Annotated in this window: 17 protein-coding genes; 6 read left to right on the top strand and 11 right to left on the bottom strand. The window is 72.9% G+C overall.

The window, feature by feature from the left end:
* Nucleotides 1-210 precede the first annotated feature (210 nt).
* Together AC0B61_RS36250 and AC0B61_RS36245 are read right to left on the bottom strand one after the other, a co-directional pair.
* Nucleotides 211-639 (bottom strand): hypothetical protein, encoded by a 429-nt coding sequence (locus tag AC0B61_RS36250; protein WP_471746662.1) that lies wholly within the window; start codon nucleotides 637-639, stop codon nucleotides 211-213.
* Between the two features lie 158 nt (nucleotides 640-797).
* Nucleotides 798-1493, bottom strand: a complete 696-nt coding sequence (locus tag AC0B61_RS36245; RefSeq protein WP_471746660.1) for a FadR/GntR family transcriptional regulator — start codon at nucleotides 1491-1493, stop codon at nucleotides 798-800.
* 150 nt (nucleotides 1494-1643) lie between these two features.
* Here AC0B61_RS36245 and AC0B61_RS36240 point away from each other — a divergent pair, with 150 nt between their 5' ends.
* Entirely contained in the window at nucleotides 1644-2198 is a 555-nt protein-coding gene (locus AC0B61_RS36240) for a gluconokinase (RefSeq protein ID WP_471746658.1), read from the top strand.
* A 2-nt stretch (nucleotides 2199-2200) separates the two neighbouring features.
* A complete protein-coding gene (locus AC0B61_RS36235) occupies nucleotides 2201-3592 on the top strand; it encodes a GntT/GntP/DsdX family permease (protein WP_471746664.1) in 1392 nt (463 codons plus the stop codon).
* An 84-nt stretch (nucleotides 3593-3676) separates the two neighbouring features.
* On the opposite strand, the gene AC0B61_RS36230 is transcribed toward AC0B61_RS36235, so the two are convergent.
* The gene (locus tag AC0B61_RS36230; protein WP_471746656.1) at nucleotides 3677-4297 is read right to left on the bottom strand and encodes a TetR/AcrR family transcriptional regulator; all 621 of its coding nucleotides are present in this window, start codon (nucleotides 4295-4297) and stop codon (nucleotides 3677-3679) included.
* 105 nt (nucleotides 4298-4402) lie between these two features.
* Between AC0B61_RS36230 and AC0B61_RS36225 the strand changes: the two genes are divergently transcribed.
* Nucleotides 4403-5623 (top strand): metal-dependent hydrolase family protein, encoded by a 1221-nt coding sequence (locus tag AC0B61_RS36225; RefSeq protein ID WP_471746654.1) that lies wholly within the window; start codon nucleotides 4403-4405, stop codon nucleotides 5621-5623.
* Between the two features lie 71 nt (nucleotides 5624-5694).
* Here the strand turns inward: AC0B61_RS36225 and AC0B61_RS36220 are convergent, their stop codons facing one another.
* The 5 genes from AC0B61_RS36220 to mmuM all read right to left on the bottom strand — a co-directional run bounded on the left by AC0B61_RS36220 (nucleotide 5695) and on the right by mmuM (nucleotide 12018).
* Nucleotides 5695-7290 carry a glycerol-3-phosphate dehydrogenase/oxidase gene (locus AC0B61_RS36220; RefSeq protein ID WP_471746652.1) on the bottom strand — a complete coding sequence of 532 codons (1596 nt, stop codon included), beginning with the start codon at nucleotides 7288-7290 and terminating at the stop codon, nucleotides 5695-5697.
* A 176-nt stretch (nucleotides 7291-7466) separates the two neighbouring features.
* The gene (glpK, locus tag AC0B61_RS36215) at nucleotides 7467-8987 is read right to left on the bottom strand and encodes a glycerol kinase GlpK (protein ID WP_471746650.1); all 1521 of its coding nucleotides are present in this window, start codon (nucleotides 8985-8987) and stop codon (nucleotides 7467-7469) included.
* Nucleotides 8988-9085: 98 nt separating this feature from the next.
* Nucleotides 9086-9823, bottom strand: coding sequence for an MIP/aquaporin family protein (locus AC0B61_RS36210; protein WP_471746649.1), 738 nt, complete (start codon nucleotides 9821-9823; stop codon nucleotides 9086-9088).
* 298 nt (nucleotides 9824-10121) lie between these two features.
* The gene (locus tag AC0B61_RS36205) at nucleotides 10122-10886 is read right to left on the bottom strand and encodes an IclR family transcriptional regulator (RefSeq protein ID WP_471746647.1); all 765 of its coding nucleotides are present in this window, start codon (nucleotides 10884-10886) and stop codon (nucleotides 10122-10124) included.
* Nucleotides 10887-11091: 205 nt separating this feature from the next.
* Nucleotides 11092-12018 (bottom strand): homocysteine S-methyltransferase, encoded by a 927-nt coding sequence (mmuM, locus tag AC0B61_RS36200; protein ID WP_471746645.1) that lies wholly within the window; start codon nucleotides 12016-12018, stop codon nucleotides 11092-11094.
* 209 nt (nucleotides 12019-12227) lie between these two features.
* Between mmuM and AC0B61_RS36195 the strand changes: the two genes are divergently transcribed.
* The 3 genes from AC0B61_RS36195 (at nucleotide 12228) to AC0B61_RS36185 (ending at nucleotide 15987) form a co-directional block, all read left to right on the top strand.
* Nucleotides 12228-13202 carry an NUDIX hydrolase gene (locus tag AC0B61_RS36195; protein WP_471746644.1) on the top strand — a complete coding sequence of 325 codons (975 nt, stop codon included), beginning with the start codon at nucleotides 12228-12230 and terminating at the stop codon, nucleotides 13200-13202.
* Between the two features lie 68 nt (nucleotides 13203-13270).
* The gene (locus AC0B61_RS36190; protein ID WP_471746642.1) at nucleotides 13271-13819 is read left to right on the top strand and encodes an NUDIX domain-containing protein; all 549 of its coding nucleotides are present in this window, start codon (nucleotides 13271-13273) and stop codon (nucleotides 13817-13819) included.
* 131 nt (nucleotides 13820-13950) lie between these two features.
* Nucleotides 13951-15987 carry an acetoacetate--CoA ligase gene (locus AC0B61_RS36185; RefSeq protein WP_471746640.1) on the top strand — a complete coding sequence of 679 codons (2037 nt, stop codon included), beginning with the start codon at nucleotides 13951-13953 and terminating at the stop codon, nucleotides 15985-15987.
* 72 nt (nucleotides 15988-16059) lie between these two features.
* On the opposite strand, the gene ptsP is transcribed toward AC0B61_RS36185, so the two are convergent.
* From ptsP to AC0B61_RS36170, 3 genes are all read right to left on the bottom strand, one after another.
* Complete coding sequence (gene ptsP, locus AC0B61_RS36180; RefSeq protein ID WP_471746638.1) at nucleotides 16060-17730, bottom strand: phosphoenolpyruvate--protein phosphotransferase; 1671 nt, start codon at nucleotides 17728-17730, stop codon at nucleotides 16060-16062.
* Nucleotides 17731-17832: 102 nt separating this feature from the next.
* Nucleotides 17833-18282: a PTS sugar transporter subunit IIA gene (locus AC0B61_RS36175; RefSeq protein WP_471746637.1), complete on the bottom strand. Its 450-nt coding sequence runs from the start codon at nucleotides 18280-18282 to the stop codon at nucleotides 17833-17835.
* Nucleotides 18283-18592: 310 nt separating this feature from the next.
* Nucleotides 18593-18778 (bottom strand): hypothetical protein (locus AC0B61_RS36170; RefSeq protein ID WP_471746635.1); only part of this gene is annotated, 186 nt, incomplete at its 5' end.

Below are 18778 nucleotides of genomic sequence, written 5' to 3'. Positions count from 1 at the left end.
GACCCTCACCCCCACCACCGCATAACGACAGAGGGGCATCCCCACCCGGGGACACCCCTCCACCAACAACAAGATCTTCAGGAGACTTCTAGCCGAGCCGGGTTCCTCCGACCGGCGCAGGATCGCCAGGCGCCCGACTCCAGGGCCGCGCGCGGACGGCTCGGCCCCCGGTCACGGCCGCGTGGTCGGCACCCGCGGCTGGTGCGGCAACTACTGCGGCCGCTGGTAGGGCTGCTGGGACGGCTGCCGGTACACCGACTCGGTCGGCTGCTGGTACACCGACTGGTACGACTGCTGGTTCGACTGCTGGTACGCCGACGAGTCGGCCCGGGGGAACGGCCGGGCGGCCAGCGGCTCGGACGGCCCCCGGCTGCCCGCCATCGGGTGCGCGGAGCCGGGCGCCCGCACCCGCTGCGCGGCGATCTGGCGGGAGACCAGGATGTCCAGCAGGCACCACATGGTGCCGAACACCCCGAGCCCCATGGTCATCAGGGCGGGCGTCAGCATCCAACTGCCCGCGTACGAGGCCAGCGTCGCGACGACCACGCCCACCAGGGTGAAGGCGAGGCAGAGCACCGCCCGGACCGCGGCGGCGCGCACTTCGTCGGGCAGGCGGCGACGGCGGCGTGGCACGGACATCGAGCGACCCCCAGGCGCGGATTCGGCGACTGACGCGGGACCGGGCGCACCCGGAACGCGCCCCCTCGGCACACTCTGCCCCGCCGAACCCGGACCATGCGTCCGAATCCACCGAACTGCCGCCAAACCGCGCCATCCGGGCAGCGCTCGTCCGGAGCTCAGCCCAACTGCTGGTTGAGCTCCGCCAGGGCGCCCGTCACGATCGTCCGCATCGCCCGCTCGGCCTCGTCGGCGTGTCCCGAGCAGATCGCGTCGGCGACCTCGCGGTGCAGCCGGATCGCGTACGGTTCCGGCTGATGGGGCATCAGATGGTACTCGGTCCGGCCGGTGAGCACCGCTCCCACGGTGTCCCCGAGGTGGGCGAACATCTCATTCCCGGAGGCGCGCAGCACCAGCGCGTGGAAGGCGATGTCGTGCCCGAGGAAAGTGGTGAGGTCCGCGTCCCGTGCGGAGACCGTCAACTCCACGGCCAGTGAGCTGAGTTCGCGTCGTTCGTCGTCGGTCGCGTGAACCGCGGCGAGCGCCGCCGCGGCGGGCTCGACGGCCATCCGCAGCGAGCCGAGGGAGCGCAGCTGGGCGGGCCGGTCGGTTCCGGCCAGGCGCCAGCGGATCACCATCGGGTCGAAGACGTCCCAGAGCGACTTCGGTTGCACGGTGATCCCGACCCGCCGCCGGGAGGCCACCATGCGCATCCCCTCGAGGATCCGCACCGCCTCCCGGACCACCGTCCGGGACACCCCGAACCGCTCCTCCAGGTCCTCCCCGCGCAGTACCGCGCCCTGGGGGATCTCCCCGGACGCGATCGCCGGACCGAGCTCGTCAAGCAGCCGCCCGGGCAGCCCCTGGATCTCCATCCGCCCAGCCTAGACGTCCGGCCCGCGCGGGCTCGCGTCGCCCTGCGACCCAGGCCACAGCTTAAAAGTATGACGATTTGGTTTCCGCCACTTGAATACGTCATATCTTTGAGGCGATAGTGGCGGCCAGGCAACGAAGGAGCACCACCCATGGCTCTCAGCGTCGAGAACCACGACCTCCCGGAAGGTCCCCTCACCATCGTGGTGATGGGCGTCTCCGGTGTCGGCAAGACCACCCTGGCCCGCCTGCTGGCCGACCGCCTCGACCTCCCCTTCGCCGAGGCGGACGACTTCCACCCGGCGGCCAACATCGCCAAGATGTCGGCCGGCATCCCGCTGGGCGACGAGGACCGCGCCCCCTGGCTGCGCGCCATCGGCGCCTGGCTCAAGGAGCGGACCGAGGCCGGCACCGGCGGTGTGGTCACCTGCTCGGCGCTGAAGCGCCGCTACCGCGACGCCCTGCGCGCCGCCTGCCCGGGCGCCTTCTTCCTGCACCTCAGCGGTGGCCACGAGCTGGTCGAGGACCGGCTCAACCACCGCGCCGGCCACTTCATGCCGTCGTCGCTGCTCGACTCGCAGTACGCCGCCCTGGAACCCCTGGAGGCGGACGAGCGCGGCACCGTCCTGGACGTCGGTCCCACCCCCGAAGAACTCGTCGAGATGGCCGTGGCGCAGCTGCGGCCCGTCAATGGAGACCTCGCGTGAGCATTGCCCCCACTCTGCTGGCGGCCGCCCCACCGGCCCTGCCGCACACCGGCAGCGACTCCCAGCTGCTGATCGCGGTGCTGCTCAGCATCGGTGCGATCGTCGTACTGATCACCAAGCTGAAGCTGCACCCGTTCCTCGCCCTCACACTCGGCTCGGGCCTGCTGGCCGCCGTCGCGGGCGCCCCCTTCGACAAACTGCTCAACAGCTTCTCCACGGGCTTCGGCTCCACCGTGGCCGGCGTGGGCCTGCTGATCGGCCTCGGCGCGATGCTCGGCAAGCTGCTCGCCGACTCCGGCGGCGCGAACATCATCGCGGACACCGTGCTCTCCCGTACCGGCAACAAGGCGCTGCCCTGGGCGATGGCGCTGATCGCGGCCGTGCTCGGCCTGCCGCTGTTCTTCGAGGTCGGCGTCGTCCTGCTGATCCCGATCGTGCTGCTGGTCGCCCGCCGCGGCAACGTGCCGCTGATGCGGGTCGGCATCCCGGCCCTGGCCGGCCTGTCGGTACTGCACGGCCTGGTGCCCCCGCACCCGGGCCCGCTGGTCGCCGTCGACGCCCTGAAGGCCGACCTCGGCATCACCCTGGCACTCGGCCTGCTGGTCGCCATCCCGACCCTGATCATCGCCGGTCCGCTGTTCGCACGGGTCGCCGAGCGTTGGGTGGGCCCGCTGGAGGTCCCGGCCGCCACCGCCCCCGAGGCGGCGCCGGCCAAGCAGGACCGCACCCCGTCCTTCGGCGCGGTGCTGGTGACCATCCTGCTGCCGGTCGTGCTGATGCTCGGCAAGGCGCTGGCCGACGTGGTGATCGACAACCCGAAGGCGACCGGCCAGCGGGTGTTCGACTTCATCGGTTCCCCGCTGATCGCCCTGCTCGCCGCGACCCTCCTCGCCATGGTGACCCTCGGCCGGGCGGCCGGCTTCGACCGGGCGCGGATCTCCGACACCGTCGGCAAGTCGCTCGGCCCGATCGCGGGCATCGTGTTCATCGTCGGAGCGGGCGGCGGCTTCAAGCAGACCCTGATCGACGTGGGCGTCGGCAACGCGGTGAGCGAGTGGTCCGGCAAGTGGCACATCTCCGCGCTGCTGCTGGGCTGGCTGATCGCGGTACTGATCCGCCTGGCCACCGGCTCGGCGACGGTCGCCACGATCACCGCGGCCGGCATCGTCTCCCCGCTCGCCGCGAACATGTCCTCGACCCACGCGGCCCTGCTGGTGCTCGCGATCGGCGCCGGCTCACTGTTCTTCTCGCACGTCAACGACGCCGGCTTCTGGCTGGTGAAGGAGTACTTCGGGATGAGCGTCGGGCAGACGCTGAAGTCCTGGTCGGTGATGGAGACGGTGATCTCGGTCGTCGCCATCGCGCTGATCATGCCGCTGAGCCTGGTCGTCTAGCGCCGCCTCGCAGCACCGCAGCACCGCAGCACCGCCGAGGGGCGGCACCCGTGACCGTACGGGTGCCGCCCCTACCGCGTTTCCTCAGCCCAGCAGACCCGACAGCACCGCCGCCGTGGCCTCCAGCAGTTCCTCCGCGACCGCGCCGCCCGCCGCCGTACGGGCGAGCAGTCCCTCCCGCGCGGCGAGGATCACCGTCGCGGCCTGCCCGGCGCTCGCGCCAGGGGGCACCAGTTCCGGCAGCGCGCGTTCCAGGACGGCGGCCAGCGCCCGGGCGACCGCCCGGTCGTGCGCGGCGACCTGGTGGGCCAGCGCCTGCGTCCGGGCGGCGACCAGCCGGAACTCCAGGAACAGCAGGATCCACCCGGTGTCCGCCGGCTCGACCCGCAGCAGCGCCTGAACCAGCAGCCGGGCCCGCTCCCGCGGCTCCAGCGCCTCGCAGGCGGCGGCGAGCCGCTCCAGCTCGGCCATCCGCCGCGCCGCCTGGTCGTCGAAGAGAGCCAGCAGCAGGTCCTCCTTGCTGCCGAAGTTGGAGTAGAAGGCGCCGCGGGTGTACCCGGCGGCGGCACAGACGTCCTCGATGCTGGTCCGCGCGAAGCCGACGGTGAGGAGCAGCTCGCTCGCCGCGGCCAGCAGTCGGGCCCGGGTGTGGACGCGGCGACGGGGCGGTCGGGGAGCGGCGGCATCGGCCGGGGGTGGGTTCACGGGAGAACGATACATGGTGTATTCAGTACGAGTCGTATTCAATCCGAGCCGTACTGAACCGGTGTGCGGCGAACCACCGAACCGAACCCGAGGGGCACCACTGCCATGAGCCGGCTGCTGATCACCAACGCCCATCTGCTCCACCCCGAGGACGGCACCCGTACCGACCTCGGCTGGCTGGAGGCCGCCGACGGCCGGATCGCCGCCACCGGCACCGGGCGTCCGCCCGCCGCGAGCGACGGCGTCCGGGTGGTCGACGCCGCCGGCGGCACCGTGCTGCCCGGCCTGATCGACGCCCATGTCCACCTGCTGGTCACCACGCTCGACCTGCACGACGTCGCCAACTGGACCCCCGGCTACGCGACCGTCCGCGCCCTCGCCGAGGCCGAGCGGATGCTGCGCCGCGGATTCACCACCGTCCGCGACGTCGGCGGCGCCGACCACGGCATGGCCCGCGCGCTGGCCGAGGGCCTGGCACTCGGCCCCCGACTGCTGCACGGCGGCAAAGCGCTGTCCCAGACCGGCGGCCACGGAGACCTGCGCCCGCTCGGCGACGACGCCCTGCCCTGCTGCGAGTCCCGGCCGAACTTCGGTCGGATCGCCGACGGCGTGGACGCCGTACGGGCCGCCGCCCGCGACGAGTTTCGCAAGGGCGCGCGCCATCTGAAGGTGTTGCTCTCCGGCGGCGTCGCCTCCCCGCACGACGAGATCGCCGCCGTTCAGTACAGCGAGGAGGAGATCCGCGCGGCGGTCGAGGAGGCGGAGAACCACAACCGCTACGTCACCGTGCACGCCTACCACCCGCGTGCGATCGACCGCGCCCTGCGGGCCGGAGTGCGGTGCGTCGAGCACGGCAACCTGCTGGACGACGGCACGGTCGCCCTGCTGCGGGAGAAGGACGCCTTCCTGGTCCCGACCCTGGTCGCCTACGAGCAGACCGCCAAGCTCGGCGCCGCCTCGGGCCTGCCGCCCGCCTCCCTCGGCAAGCTCGCCGAGGTCCGCGACCGGGGCCTGGACGCCCTGGAACGCGCGCACCGTGCCGGCGTCAACCTTGTCTACGGCAGCGACCTGCTCGGCCCGCTGCATCCTGCCCAACTGGAGGAGTTCACCCTCCGCGCCCAGGTCCAGCCGGTCGCGGACGTGCTCCGGTCGGCCACCACCACGGCGGCCCGGCTGCTCGGCATGGTGGGGGAGATCGGCACTCTCGCCCCGGGCGCCCACGCCGACCTGCTCGTCGTCGACGGCGACCCGCTGGCCGACCTCGCCGTCCTCACCCGCCCACAGCGGCACCTCAGGCACGTGGTCAAGGCCGGCGCCGTCCTGTGAGAAAGCGGGCGGGCGCCCGGGGAAACCCCGGACGCCCGCCCGCCGTGCAGGACGTGCCGTGCCCTACGCGCCTACTTGGTCCCGCGCTTCGTGAGGAAGGCCTCGACCTCGGCCCGGATCTCCGGCGTGTCCAGCCCGCGCACCGTCATCGTGGTGCGGCGGCGCAGCACGTCGTCCGTGGTGTACGCCCACTCGTTGTCCGCCGCGTACGCGACCTGCGCCCAGACGTCCGGGCCGTCGTCGTGGATCGGCCGGCCGAGCTCCGGGTTCTCGTCGATCATGCGGGCGATCTCGAAGGAGAGCGTGCCGTAGTGGCTGGCCAGGTGCTTGGCGACCAGCGGCTCCATCCGGGAGCCCGGCTCGCGGTCGATCAGCAGGCGGTGGGCGACCGCGTTCGGCGCGCCGACGCCCGGCAGCGGGACGGTCGCGGCGATCGGGGACATGTCCTCGCCGAGGCTGGTGCCGGGCACGTGGGCCAGCTTCTCCAGCACGGTGCGGCCGATGTGGCGGTAGGTGGTCCACTTGCCGCCGGAGACCGACAGCATGCCGCCGCGGCCCTCGGTGACGACCGTCTCGCGCTTGGCGGCGGCGGTGTCGCCCGGGCCGCCCGGCAGCACGCGCAGGCCGGCGAAGGAGTAGGTGACCAGGTCGCGGTCGAGGTGCTCGTCGCGGATCGCGTGCGCGGCCTCGCCCATGATCTGGTCGATGTCCGCGTCGGTGGCCCGGACGTCCTTCGGGTCGCCGGTGTACTCCTCGTCGGTGGTGCCGAGGAGGACGTGGTCCTCCCACGGGATGGCGAAGGAGACGCGGTACTTGTCGATCGGGATGGTCAGCGCGGCGCGCCACGGCGAGCGGCGCTTGACGACGACGTGCGCGCCCTTGGAGAGGCGGATCGACGGCGCGGCGCCGGCGTCCTCCATCGTGCGCAGGTGGTCGACCCACGGGCCGGTGGCGTTGAGCACCAGGCGGGCGTTGATGCCGAACTCGCTGCCGTCGAGGCGGTCGCGGAGCTCGGCGCCGGTGACCCGGCCGCCGGTGAAGCGCAGCCCGGTGACCTCGGCGTGGTTGAGCACCACGGCGCCGGCGTCGACGGCGGCGCGGACGGTCATCACGGCGACGCGGGAGTCGTTCATCTGGTGGTCGCCGTAGACGGCCACCGAGCGCAGGCCCTCGGTGCGCAGCGCGGGCACCTGCTGGGCGGCGTGCGCGGCGGTGGAGACCCGGCCCATGCCGTCGCGGAAGGCGGACAGCGCCGAGTACAGGAACACGCCGGCGCCGAGCTTGGCGGCGCCGTGCGGGCCGCCCTTGTAGACCGGCACGAAGAAGGTCAGCGGGTTGACCAGGTGCGGGGCCACGTCGGTGGAGAGCGCGCGGCGCTCCTTGTGGTTCTCCGCGACCAGCTTGACCGCGCCGGTCTGCAGGTAGCGCAGGCCGCCGTGGACGAGCTTGGAGGAGGCGCTGGAGGTGGCACCGGCGAAGTCGCCGGCGTCGACCATGGCGACCTTCAGGCCGGCCTGGGACGCGGTCCAGGCGACGGCCGTGCCGAGGATGCCGCCCCCGATCACCAGCAGGTCGTAGGTGGCCTTGCCGAGCAGTTCGCGGGTCTCGGCGCGGGAGGCGGTGCGGCCGGCGGTGCGCTCGGCGCCCAGGGTCGGGATGGTTGCCATGGTGGTTGTGTACGGCGCGCGCGGGTCGGGCGGCGCCGTTACTCCTCTCGTGTGCGGTGCGGCCTCTGCGGGAGAGGCCGGTCGGCCCGGTGCGGCGGGCCGGTGAAACGCGGTGACACCCGTTGCCGGAGCAGCGGGAGGCCGGCCGGGGCTCGGGGCCCCGACCGGCTCGTCGGTCAGTTGATCTCTTCTTCCTCCACCCAGTCCATGGTGCGCTCCACGGCCTTGAGCCACTTCTTGTACTCACGCTCCCGGGTGGCCTCGTCCATGCGCGGGGTCCACTCGGCGGCGCGGTGCCAGTTGGCCCGCAGGGTGTCGAGGTCGTTCCAGAAGCCGACGGCGAGGCCGGCGGCGTAGGCGGCGCCCAGCGCGGTGGTCTCGGCCACGTACGGGCGCTCGACCGGGGCGTCCAGGACGTCGGCGATGTTCTGCATGAGCAGGTTGTTGCTGGTCATGCCGCCGTCGACCTTGAGGGCGGTGAGTTCGACGCCGGAGTCCTTCTGCATGGCGTCGACGACCTCGCGGGTCTGCCAGGCGGTGGCCTCCAGGACGGCTCGGGCCAGGTGGCCCTTGGTGACGTACCGGGTCAGACCGGCGATCACACCGCGGGCGTCGGAGCGCCAGTACGGGGCGAACAGGCCGGAGAAGGCCGGGACGAAGTAGGCGCCGCCGTTGTCCTCGACCGTGTTGGCGAGGGTTTCGATCTCGGCGGCCGTCGAGATGATGCCGAGCTGGTCGCGCAGCCACTGGACGAGCGAGCCGGTGACGGCGATCGAGCCTTCGAGGGCGTACACCGGGGCCTGGTCGCCGATCCGGTAGCCGACGGTGGTCAGCAGGCCGTGGTACGAGTTGACGATCTTCTCGCCGGTGTTGAGCAGCAGGAAGGTGCCGGTGCCGTAGGTGGACTTGGCCTCGCCCTCGTCGAAGCAGGTCTGGCCGAACAGCGCGGCCTGCTGGTCGCCGAGCGCGGAGGCGACCGGGACGCCGGCGAGGTCGCCGACGGCCTCGCCGTACACCTCGGCGGAGGAGCGGATCTCCGGCAGGACGGCCATCGGCACGCCCATCGACTCGGCGATGCTCTCGTCCCAGGCCAGCGACTTCAGGTTCATCAGCATGGTGCGGCTGGCGTTGGTCACGTCGGTGACGTGCTTGCCGCCGTTCACACCGCCGGTGAGGTTCCAGATCACCCAGGTGTCCATGGTGCCGAACAGGATGTCGCCGGCCTCGGCGCGCTCGCGCAGGCCCTCGACGTTGTCCAGCAGCCAGCGGATCTTCGGGCCGGCGAAGTAGCTGGCCAGCGGGAGGCCGGTCTCGCGGCGGAAGCGGTCCTGGCCGACGTTGCGGCCGAGCTCGCGGCAGAGCGCCTCGGTGCGGGTGTCCTGCCACACCAGCGCGTTGTGCACCGGCTCACCGGTGTTCCGGTCCCACAGGACGGTGGTCTCGCGCTGGTTGGTGATGCCGATCGCGCGGATGTCGTCCTTGGTCAGGCCGGCCTTCTCCAGCGCCCCGCGGACGACCGACTGCACCCGGGTCCAGATCTCGGCGGCGTCGTGCTCGACGTAGCCGGGCTGGGGGAAGATCTGCCGGTGCTCCTGCTGGTCGACGGCGACGATCCGGCCGTCGGCGCCGAAGATGATGCAGCGGCTGGAGGTGGTGCCCTGGTCGATCGCGGCGATGTAGTTACCGGTGGAGGTCATGGGGAGGGTCCTCGGCTCGGGTTCGGGGGTTACGGGGTGGGGTGGGCCTGACGCGCTTCTCGGTCAGTCCCCGTGCTCGGCGGGATCGAACCCGGCCTTTAGAAGACGGCGTTGTACAGGCCGCCGGCCGCGAGGCCGCCGAGGATCGGGCCGACGACCGGGATCCAGGCGTACGACCAGTCGGAGCCGCCCTTCTTGGGGATCGGCAGCAGGGCGTGCGCGATGCGCGGGCCGAGGTCACGGGCCGGGTTGATCGCGTAGCCGGTCGGGCCGCCCAGCGAGAGGCCGATGCCGACGACGGTGAAGGCGACCATCAGGGTGCTGGTGCCGGACTGGGTGAGGCCGGAGTTGGTGCCGATGGTGAGGATCGCGAAGCAGAGCACGAAGGTGCCGATGACTTCGGTGATCACGTTCTGGATCGGGTTCCGGATCTCGGGCCCGGTCGAGAAGATGCCGAGCGTGGGCTCCTCGTTGGCGTTGAACTGGCCGAGGTAGGTCGCCCAGACCAGCACGGCGCCGATGATCGCGCCGAGCAGCTGCGAGCCGAGGTAGAGCGGCACCTGGCTCCACTCGCCGCTCTTGACGGCGAGCGCGATGGTGACGGCCGGGTTGAGGTGGGCGCCGGACTTCGGAGCCGACATGTAGGCGGCGATGAGGACCGCGAATCCCCAGCCGAAGGTGATCGCCAGCCATCCGGCGTTGACGGCCTTCGACTTCTTGAGGGTCACGGCGGCGCAGACGCCACCGCCGAGAAGTATCAGCGCGGCGGTGCCGAGGGTTTCGCCGACGAACACGTCGCCGTTGGAGAACGCGGACACAAAGACTCCCTTGTCCATATGGCCCGGAGGTGCGGGGGTGGGGGTGGGCGGCCGACCGATCGCTGTGGGGATGAGCGCACTGGGGGAGTGATCTCTCCGGCCATCGTTCGACAATGTCGACCGTCATGCGGAAGCTTCCTCCCCAGGTCGCCCCCACGTCAAGGCAGGGTTACGCAGCTGTGACCCTCGCCTCGACCCGTCCCAAGAAGTTACCGAGCGGAGCGCCCCGAAACGGGACAAAACGCCAAGGCGCGGACAGGCTTACCGCCCGTCCGCGCCTCAGCGTGACGAAATGGACCGCTTGCCGGGGCCCGGCTCAGAACCGCCCGGCGCCCAGATCGCGCGAGATCGCCCGCGCCGCGCTGCGCACCGAGGCCACCAGCGAAGGCCGCACGAAGCCGTCCTCGCAGACCCGTTCCACCGGCCCGCTGATGCACACCGCGCCCACCGGGTTGCGCCGCCGGTCCTGGATCAGCGCGCCGATCGAGGCCACGCCCTCCCAGGTCTCCTCGACCGCGTCCGCCCAGCCGCGCTCGCGGATCAGCGCGCACTCCGCGTCCACGTCGACCGCCTCGGTCAGCGTCCGCGTGGTGTAGGACTCGTACGGTCCGTCGCCCAACTCCCCGCGTGCGACCGGGTCGTAGGACACCAGGACCTTGCCCAGCGCGGTGCTGTGCAGCGGCTGCATCGAGCCGACCTCCAGCACCTGGCGGGTGTCGTCCGGCCGGAACACGTGGTGCACGATCAGCACGCCCTGCTGGTGCAGCACGCCCAGGTACACGGTCTCCCCGGCCGCCCGGGCCAGGTCGTCCGCCCACACCAGCGCCCGCGCCCGCAGCTCGTGCACGTCCAGGTAGCTCTGGCCCAGTCGCAGCAGCTCGGCGCCCAACTGGTACTTGCCGCTCTCCGGGTCCTGCTCGACGAACCCCTCCTGCTGCAGCGTGCGCAGGATGCCGTGCGCGGTGCCCTTGGCGAGGTCCAGCGCCGTCGCGACCTCGGACAGGCCCAGGCGGCGCTCGCCGCCGGCCAGCAGGCGCATGATCGCGGCGGCCCGGGAGAGCGACTGGATCGGGCCGGGCATGGATACCTCCGCGCTGAGTGGCGGTCGACATTGTCGACCGCGTGGTGACGGGACGAGTCTGCCAGGCCGTGCCGACTCCGTGCACCTTCCCCCTCGGTAACCCGCTCTCCGCCGGGTGTTAACCTTCCGCGCCGCTCAAGGCCCCCGTACCGCAGCGGACCCGTGCGCTCACGGGGTTCCGACGGGTTCACGGGTTCCGGCGGGCTCACGGGTTCCGGCGCACCGCCACCCCCGCCGCGAGCGCGGCGATCCCGTCCGGCCCGACCCGGCAGCAGCCGCCCACCAACCGGGCGCCGTCCTCGAGCCAGCCGTTCACCCGGGCCGAGCGGAAGGTCGGCTCCCCACGCCAGTCCCGGCGCTCGGCGTCCCAGTGTTCCCCGCTGTTCGGGTACACCACCACCGGCTTCCCGGTCACCTCCGCGGCCAGCGCCACCGCCCGGTCCGCGTCCTGCGGCGTACAGCAGTTGACGCCCACCGCCAGCACCTCGTCCACGTCCGCGGCCAGCGCGAACGCCTCCGCCAGCGGCTGCCCGGCCCGGGTCCGGCCGCCCTCGACGCTGTACGACAGCCAAGCCGGCACCCCCAGCCCGCGCACCAGCTCCAGCAGCGCCCGCGCCTCGTCCGTGTCCGGCACCGTCTCCAGCGCCAGCACGTCCGGCCGCGCCGCCGCCAGCACCTCCAGCCGCGGCCGGTGGAAGGCGGCCAGCTCCGCCACGCTCAGCCCGTACCGGCCCCGGTACTCCGAACCGTCCGCCAGCACCGCCCCGTACGGGCCCACCGAAGCCGCCACCCAGCGCCGCCGCCCGCCCGGCTCGGCCCGCGCCGCCTCCCGGGCCAGCTCCACACTGCTCGCCAGCAGCCGTGCCGCCTCGGCCCGGCCCACCCCGCGCCGGGCCAGGCCCTCGAAGCTGGCCTGGTAGCTGGCGGTGATGGCGACGTCCGCGCCGGCCGCGAAGTACGCCCGGTGCGCCTCGACCACCGCCGCCGGCTCGTCCGCCAGCAACCGCGCCGACCAGAGCTCGTCGGACAGGTCGTGCCCGGCCGCCGCCAACTGGTTCGACATCCCGCCGTCCAGTACCAGCGGACCGGCGGCGAGCGCCGCGGCGAAGTCCGGCGGGGGAGCAGTGGGCATGTCGGCCTCCTGGGAGAGTCGGTCCTGGTCACAGCCTAGAAGGCGGGCGCCCCCGCCGACCGGGAAAACCATTTGCCGCCGGGGAACGGAATCGCTACGTTGTGCTCATCCCGAGAACGACACCCGGGGCCGTCCCCACCGGGACGGCACGACGCGGACAGCGCGACATCCCGACAGAGCGACACGGCGAGCGCGGAGAGGAGCCGGCGATGGCGACGGACGACCCGTCCCCGTACCCCCGCACCGGCCCCACGGCCGAGCAGGAGTGGCTCGCCGCGTACGACCCGCGCGCCTACACCCCGATCGCCGTCACGGTCGACGTGGTCGCCCTGACCTTGCGCCAGGGCAGCCTGCACGTCCTGCTCGTCGAGCGCGGCGCCCCGCCCCACCAGGGCTGCTGGGCGCTGCCCGGCGGCTTCCTGCGGGCCGGCGAGGAGGGCCTGGACGAGGCGGCCGCCCGCGAGCTCGCCGAGGAGACGGGCCTGCTGGGTGCCGCCGAGGCCGAGTCCACGCTCTGCCGCCTGCACCTCGAACAGCTCGGCACCTACGGCGCCCCCGAGCGGGATCCGCGGATGCACGTCGTCTCCGTCGCCTACCTCGCCTTCGCACCCGACCTGCCCGACCCCCAGGCCGGAACGGACGCCGCGGCCGCCGCCTGGCACCCCGTCTCCGACCTGGACCTCCGGCCCTGCGGCCGTTCCCCAGCCGCCGGTGTGCCCGCCGACACCCACGGGGGTGGCGTCGACGGGCGCACCGGCCCCCCCGCGCTCCCGCTGGCCTTCGACCACGCGCGCATCCTCGCCGACGGCCTGGACCGGGTGCGCGCCAAGCTCGAGTACAGCCCGCTGGCCACCGCCTTCCTGCCGCACGACTTCACCATCCCCGAGCTGCGCGCCGTCTACGAGGCGGTCTGGGGCGAGAAGCTCCACCCGGGCAACTTCCACCGCAAGGTCCTCTCCGTCCCCGGCTTCGTCGAGGGCACCGGCAGCACCACCCAGCGCGGCGGCGCCCGCGGCGGCCCCCGCGCCCGCACCTACCACGCCGGGGGCGCCCGCCTGCTGCACCCCGCGCTGCTCCGCCCCACCCGCGAGGCCCCGCCGGCCGAGCCCCCGCCGGTCGAGGCCCCGCCGGGAGTCGCGCCGACCGGCGAAGGAAGGCCCGGAGAATGCCGCTCCCACCGATAGACCACCGGTAGCCCCCCGACAGCCGGAGCCCCGGGAACACCCCCGGCCCGCCGGGCTACCATCCGGCCATGACCACTCACGAAGCGACCCAGACCGCCCACCGGCCGTTCTCCCACTGCCACTTCTGCGGCACGCCCTACCCCTCCGGCACCCTGGCCTGGCCCCGCACCTGCCCCGGCTGCGCCGAGATCAGCTACCGCAACCCGCTGCCCGTCGCGGTCACCGTCCTCCCCGTCACCCGGCCCGACGCCGAGCCCGCCCTGGTCGTCATCCGCCGCACCATCGAACCCGGCTACGGCGAACTCGCCTTCCCCGGCGGCTACATGGACTTCGGCGAGAGCTGGCAGCAGGCCTGCGTCCGCGAGTTGTGCGAGGAGACCGGCATCGAGGCCGACCCCGCCGAGGTCACCCTCATCCACACCGCCTCCGACCCCAACGGCCGCTTCGTGATGCTCTGCGGCCTACTCCCCGCCCGTCCGCTCGCCGAGCTCCCGCCCTCGCGCCCCACCGACGAGACCGATGGCTGGCTGCTCGCCACCGCCGAGACGCCGCTCGTCTGGGACTTCCACAACGGCATCCTGCGGCGCTGGTTCAGCGGCGAGTTCGGACCCCGCTGACCACCGGGCCGCTTCACCGGCCGACCCTGGCGCGACGGCCGCTCACATGGCATGGTCTGCACCGACAGCCCAACCGGACGGGTCTGCCACAAGCCCTCCCGTCCCCACCACCGGCCCGGGAGACCACCACAGTGAGCACCCCACCCCAGGACCAGCCGCTCTGGCGTCCCACCCCCGCTCGCGCCGCCGCCACCAGCCTGGTGGCCTTCCAGACCTGGGCCGCCGAACACCACGGTGCCCCGGCCGCCCCGCTCGCCCCGGCCTCCGACGACCGGCAGGCCGCTGAGCGCTACGCCGACCTGCACGCCTGGTCCACCGAGGACCTCGACCGCTTCTGGACCGCGGTCACCCAGTGGTTCGACGTCCGCTTCACCCAGGCCCCCGAGGCCGTCCTCGCCGATCCGGCCATGCCCGGAGCCCGCTGGTTCCCCGGCGCCCGCCTCAACTACGCCGAGCACGCCCTGCGCGCCGCGGCGCCCGGCCCGGACGGTGAGCAGGGGGCCGACGCCGACCGCCCGGCGATCCTCCACATCGACGAGACCACCGAGCAGCCGGCCGTCCTCACCTGGTCGGAACTGCGCCGTCAGGTCGGCTCGCTGGCCGCCGCCCTGCGCGCCCGGGGCATCGGCCCCGGCGACCGCGTCGGCGCCTACCTGCCCAACATCCCGCAGGCCGCCGTCGCCCTCCTCGCCACCGCCGCCGTCGGCGCGGTCTGGACCAGCTGCGCCCCCGACTTCGGCGCCCGCAGCGTCCTCGACCGCCTCCAGCAGATCGAACCCGCCGTCCTCTTCGCGATCGACGGCTACCACTACGGCGGCAAGGACCACGACCGCACCGGGGTCGTCGCCGAACTGCGCCGCGAGCTCCCCAGCCTGCGCACCGTCGTCCACGTCCCGCTGCTCGGCGCCCCCGCCCCCGAAGGCGCCCTGACCTGGGACGACCTGGTCGCCGACGACGTGGAACCGGTCTTCGAGCCGGTCCCCTTCGACCACCCGCTCTGGGTCCTCTACTCCTCCGGTACCACCGGCCTGCCCAAGGCCATCGTCCAGAGCCAGGGCGGCATCCTGCTCGAACACCTCAAGCAGGCCGGCCTCCACCTCGACCTCGGCCCGCAGGACCGTTTCCTCTGGTACACCTCCACCGGCTGGATGATGTGGAACTTCCTGCTGGCCGGCCTCCTGGTCGGGGCCACGATCGTCACCTACGACGGCAGCCCCGGCCACCCCGACACCGGCGCCCTCTGGTCCGTCGCCGCCCGCACCGGCGCCACCGTCCTCGGCACCTCCGCCGCCTACGTGATCGCCAGCCGCAAGGCCGAGCTCCACCCCGGCCGCGACCTCGACCTGTCCGCCGTCCGCTGCATCGGCACCACCGGCTCCCCGCTCCCGCCCGACGGCTTCCGCTGGATCTACGACGAGGTCAAGGAGGACGTCTGGCTCGCCTCCGTCAGCGGTGGCACCGACGTCTGCTCCTGCTTCGTCGGCGGCGTCCCGACCCTCCCGGTGTACCTCGGCGAGATCCAGGCTCCCTGTCTCGGCGCCGCCGTCGAGTCCTGGGACGCCCAGGGCAAGCCGCTCACCGACGCCGTGGGCGAGCTCGTCGTCACCAAGCCCATCCCGTCCATGCCCACCGGCTTCTGGAACGACCCCGAGGGCACCCGGTACCACGACAGCTACTTCGACACGTACCCCGGCGTCTGGCGCCACGGCGACTGGATCACCGTGACCTCCCGCGGCACCGTCGTCATCCACGGCCGCTCCGACTCCACCCTCAACCGCCAGGGCGTCCGGATGGGCTCCTCGGACATCTACGAGGTGGTCGAGCGCCTCCCCGAGATCGCCGAGTCCCTGGTCATCGGCCTGGAGGAGCCCGACGGCGGCTACTGGATGCCGCTGTTCGTCGTCCTCGCCCCCGGCGCCGAACTGGACGAGGGCCTCATCGGCCGCATCCGCACCTCGCTGCGCACCCAGCTCTCCCCGCGCCACGTCCCGGACGAGGTGATCGCGGTCCGCGGCCTCCCGCACACCCTCACCGGCAAGCGGATCGAGGTCCCGGTCAAGCGCATCCTCGCCGGCACCCCGCTGGAGCAGGCCGTCAACCCCGGATCCGTCGACCACATCGAGCACCTGCGCTTCTTCGAGCAGCTCCGCGTCGACCGCAAGGCCTGACCGCCCCCGAGGAACGCCGAAGGGGCGCCCCCACCACGACGGTGGGAGCGCCCCTTCTCCTCGCTCTCGCCCCTACTCGCCCGAGAGCACCTGCTGCGCAGCGGTCCGCGCCTCCTCGGCGCTGTCCGCCGCCCGGGCCGCCTCGGCCGCGCGGCGACACTGCGCCAGCGTGTACTTGGCCAGCGTGGACCGTACGTAGGGGATCGACGCGGCGCCCATCGAGAGGCTGGTGACGCCCAGACCGGTCAGCACCACGGCCAGCAGCGGGTCGGAGGCGGCCTCGCCGCAGACGCCGCAGCTCTTGCCGGCCACCCGCGCGGCGTCGGCCGCCGCGGCGATCAGGTCCAGCAGCGCCGGCTGCCACGGATCCTGCAGCCGGGCCAGCGCACCGACCTGACGGTCGGCCGCGAAGGCGTACTGCGCCAGGTCGTTGGTCCCCAGCGACAGGAACTCGACCTCTTGCAGGATCGCCCTGGCCCGCAGCGCGGCGGACGGGATCTCCACCATGGCACCGAACTTGGCGTTCAGCCCGGCCTCACGGCACGCGGTCGCGAAGTCCTTGGCGTCCTTGCGGTCGGCCACCATCGGGGCCATCACCTCGAGGTGCACCGGCAGGCCCTCGGCCGCCCTGGCCAGCGCCCGCAGCTGGGTGCGCAGCACCTCGGGGTGCTCCAGCAGGGTACGGAGGCCGCGCACGCCCAGCGCCGGGTTCGGCTCGTCGCCCGGGGTGAGGAAGTCCAGCGGCTTGTCGGCGCCCGCGTCGAGCACCCGCACCACGACCCGGCCCTCCGGGAAGGCCTCCAGCACCTTGCGGTACGCCTCGACCTGCTTCTCCTCGCCGGGAGCCTTCGCCGAGTCGTCCAGGAACAGGAACTCGGTGCGGAACAGGCCGACGCCCTCGGCGCCGTGCTCCAGCGCGGCCGGCACGTCCGCCGGGCCGCCCACGTTGGCCAGCAGCGGGACGCGGTGCCCGTCCGAGGTCTGACCCGGACCGGAGGAGGCGGCCAGCGCGGCCCTACGCTCGGCGGCGACCGCCCGCAGCTCGTCCTGCCTGTCCTGCGAGGGCTCCAGCAGCACGTCACCCGAGCTGCCGTCCACCGCGACGACGGTGCCCTCGGCGACATCGGTCGCACCGGGCAGCGCCACGACGGCCGGCACGCCCAGCGCCCGCGCCAGGATGGCACTGTGGCTGGTCGGGCCGCCCTCCTCGGTCACGAAGCCGAGCACCAGCGTCGGGTCCAGCAGCGCGGTGTCGGCCGGCGCCAGGTCCCGTGCGAACAGCACGTACGGCTCGTCACTGTCCGGCACACCCGGCATCGGCACCCCGAGCAGCCGGGCCACGATGCGGTTGCGCACGTCGTCCAGGTCGGCGACCCGCCCGGCCAGGTACTCCCCGGCGGAGGCGAGCAGCGCCCGGTAGGCGGCAAAGGCGTCGTACACGCCGCGCTCGGCACTGCTGCCGACGGCGATCCGGCGGGACACGTCGGCCATCAGCTCCGGGTCCTGCGCCATCAGCGCCTGGGCCTCCAGGACGGCCTGCGCCTCGCCGCCGGCCAGGTTGCCGCGCGCGGTGAGGTCGGCGGCGACCGCCTCGACGGCCGCCTGCGCGCGCGCCTGCTCGCGCGGGGCGTCCTCGGTCGGGATCCGGGTGGCCGGGGGCTCCAGCACCGCCGTCCCCATGTGCCGCACCTGGCCGATCGCGACTCCGTGGCTGACACCCACGCCGCGCAGTGTCTTCTCCATGTACCTGTCTCCGCTGAGAGGAGCGGCCCCGCCGGGAACCGCTGAGTGCCGGGCCGCCCCGTCACTTCCTGCGGGGCGGGCGTGTGTCGATGGTCGGGAAGGTCAGCTCCAGCTGAACAGCGGCTCACCGGAGACGGCCTCGCCGTCCTCCCGCAGGGAGCCGAGCGACTCGGGGGCGGCCTCCAGCGCCACGATCGGCGAGATCGGCGACTTGCCGGCGGCCTCGACGGCGGCCGGATCCCACTTGATGACGGCCTGACCGCGGGTCACCGTGTCACCCTTGTTGACGAGCAGTTCGAAGCCCTCGCCGTTGAGCTGAACGGTGTCGATCCCAAGGTGCGTCAGCACACCGTGGCCCTCGGCATCCACGACGACGAACGCGTGCGGGTGCATGGAGACGACGACGCCGTCCACCGGAGCGACCGCCTCGGTGGGCCGACGGACCGGGTCGATCGCGGTGCCGGGCCCGACCATCGCGCCCGAGAACACCGGGTCCGGCACGCCGGTGAGCCCGACGACCTTGCCGGTCAGCGGCGACGTCACAGTGGTCATGGTTGTGCCTCCCAAGAGCGCAGTACAGCGAGCGGCCGCGAGGAGCGGCATGACGATCAACTGAAGCCTAAATCATGCCAACTTCAGACATCCGTTGACATTCTCGGGCGAATCTCCCGCCCTCGCCCACCCATCGGCGGGCGCCTCGCCGGCCCGCGAGTGGTCTAGTCCTCTTAGCCGATGGGCCGCACTCTACAGGCATCTTGGCGAATCGGGACCATTGCTGTATATGCTCGCGAGAGCAACAAATCACTGCCGCCGCCTGGGCGACACCCGGCGCGCCTCGATTCGCGCCCGGGCCACCGACCCGCTATGGTTGACCGAGTCGCCGCAACTCGGCGGTTAACACCAGATTTCGGATGCGAAAAGGCCCGGTAAACGGAGCTGAAATCGTCTGATAGGCTGGGAACACGAAAGAACGAAGCCCGGAGGTTCCGCTGGAAGGCGGTCCGAAGGAAGCGTCCGTTCCTTGAGAACTCAACAGCGTGCCAAAAGT

The organism is Kitasatospora sp. NPDC023385 (assembly GCF_055664045.1).
The sequence above is the reverse complement of the archived record's forward strand: the minus strand, read 5'-3'. Positions and strand labels throughout refer to the sequence as shown.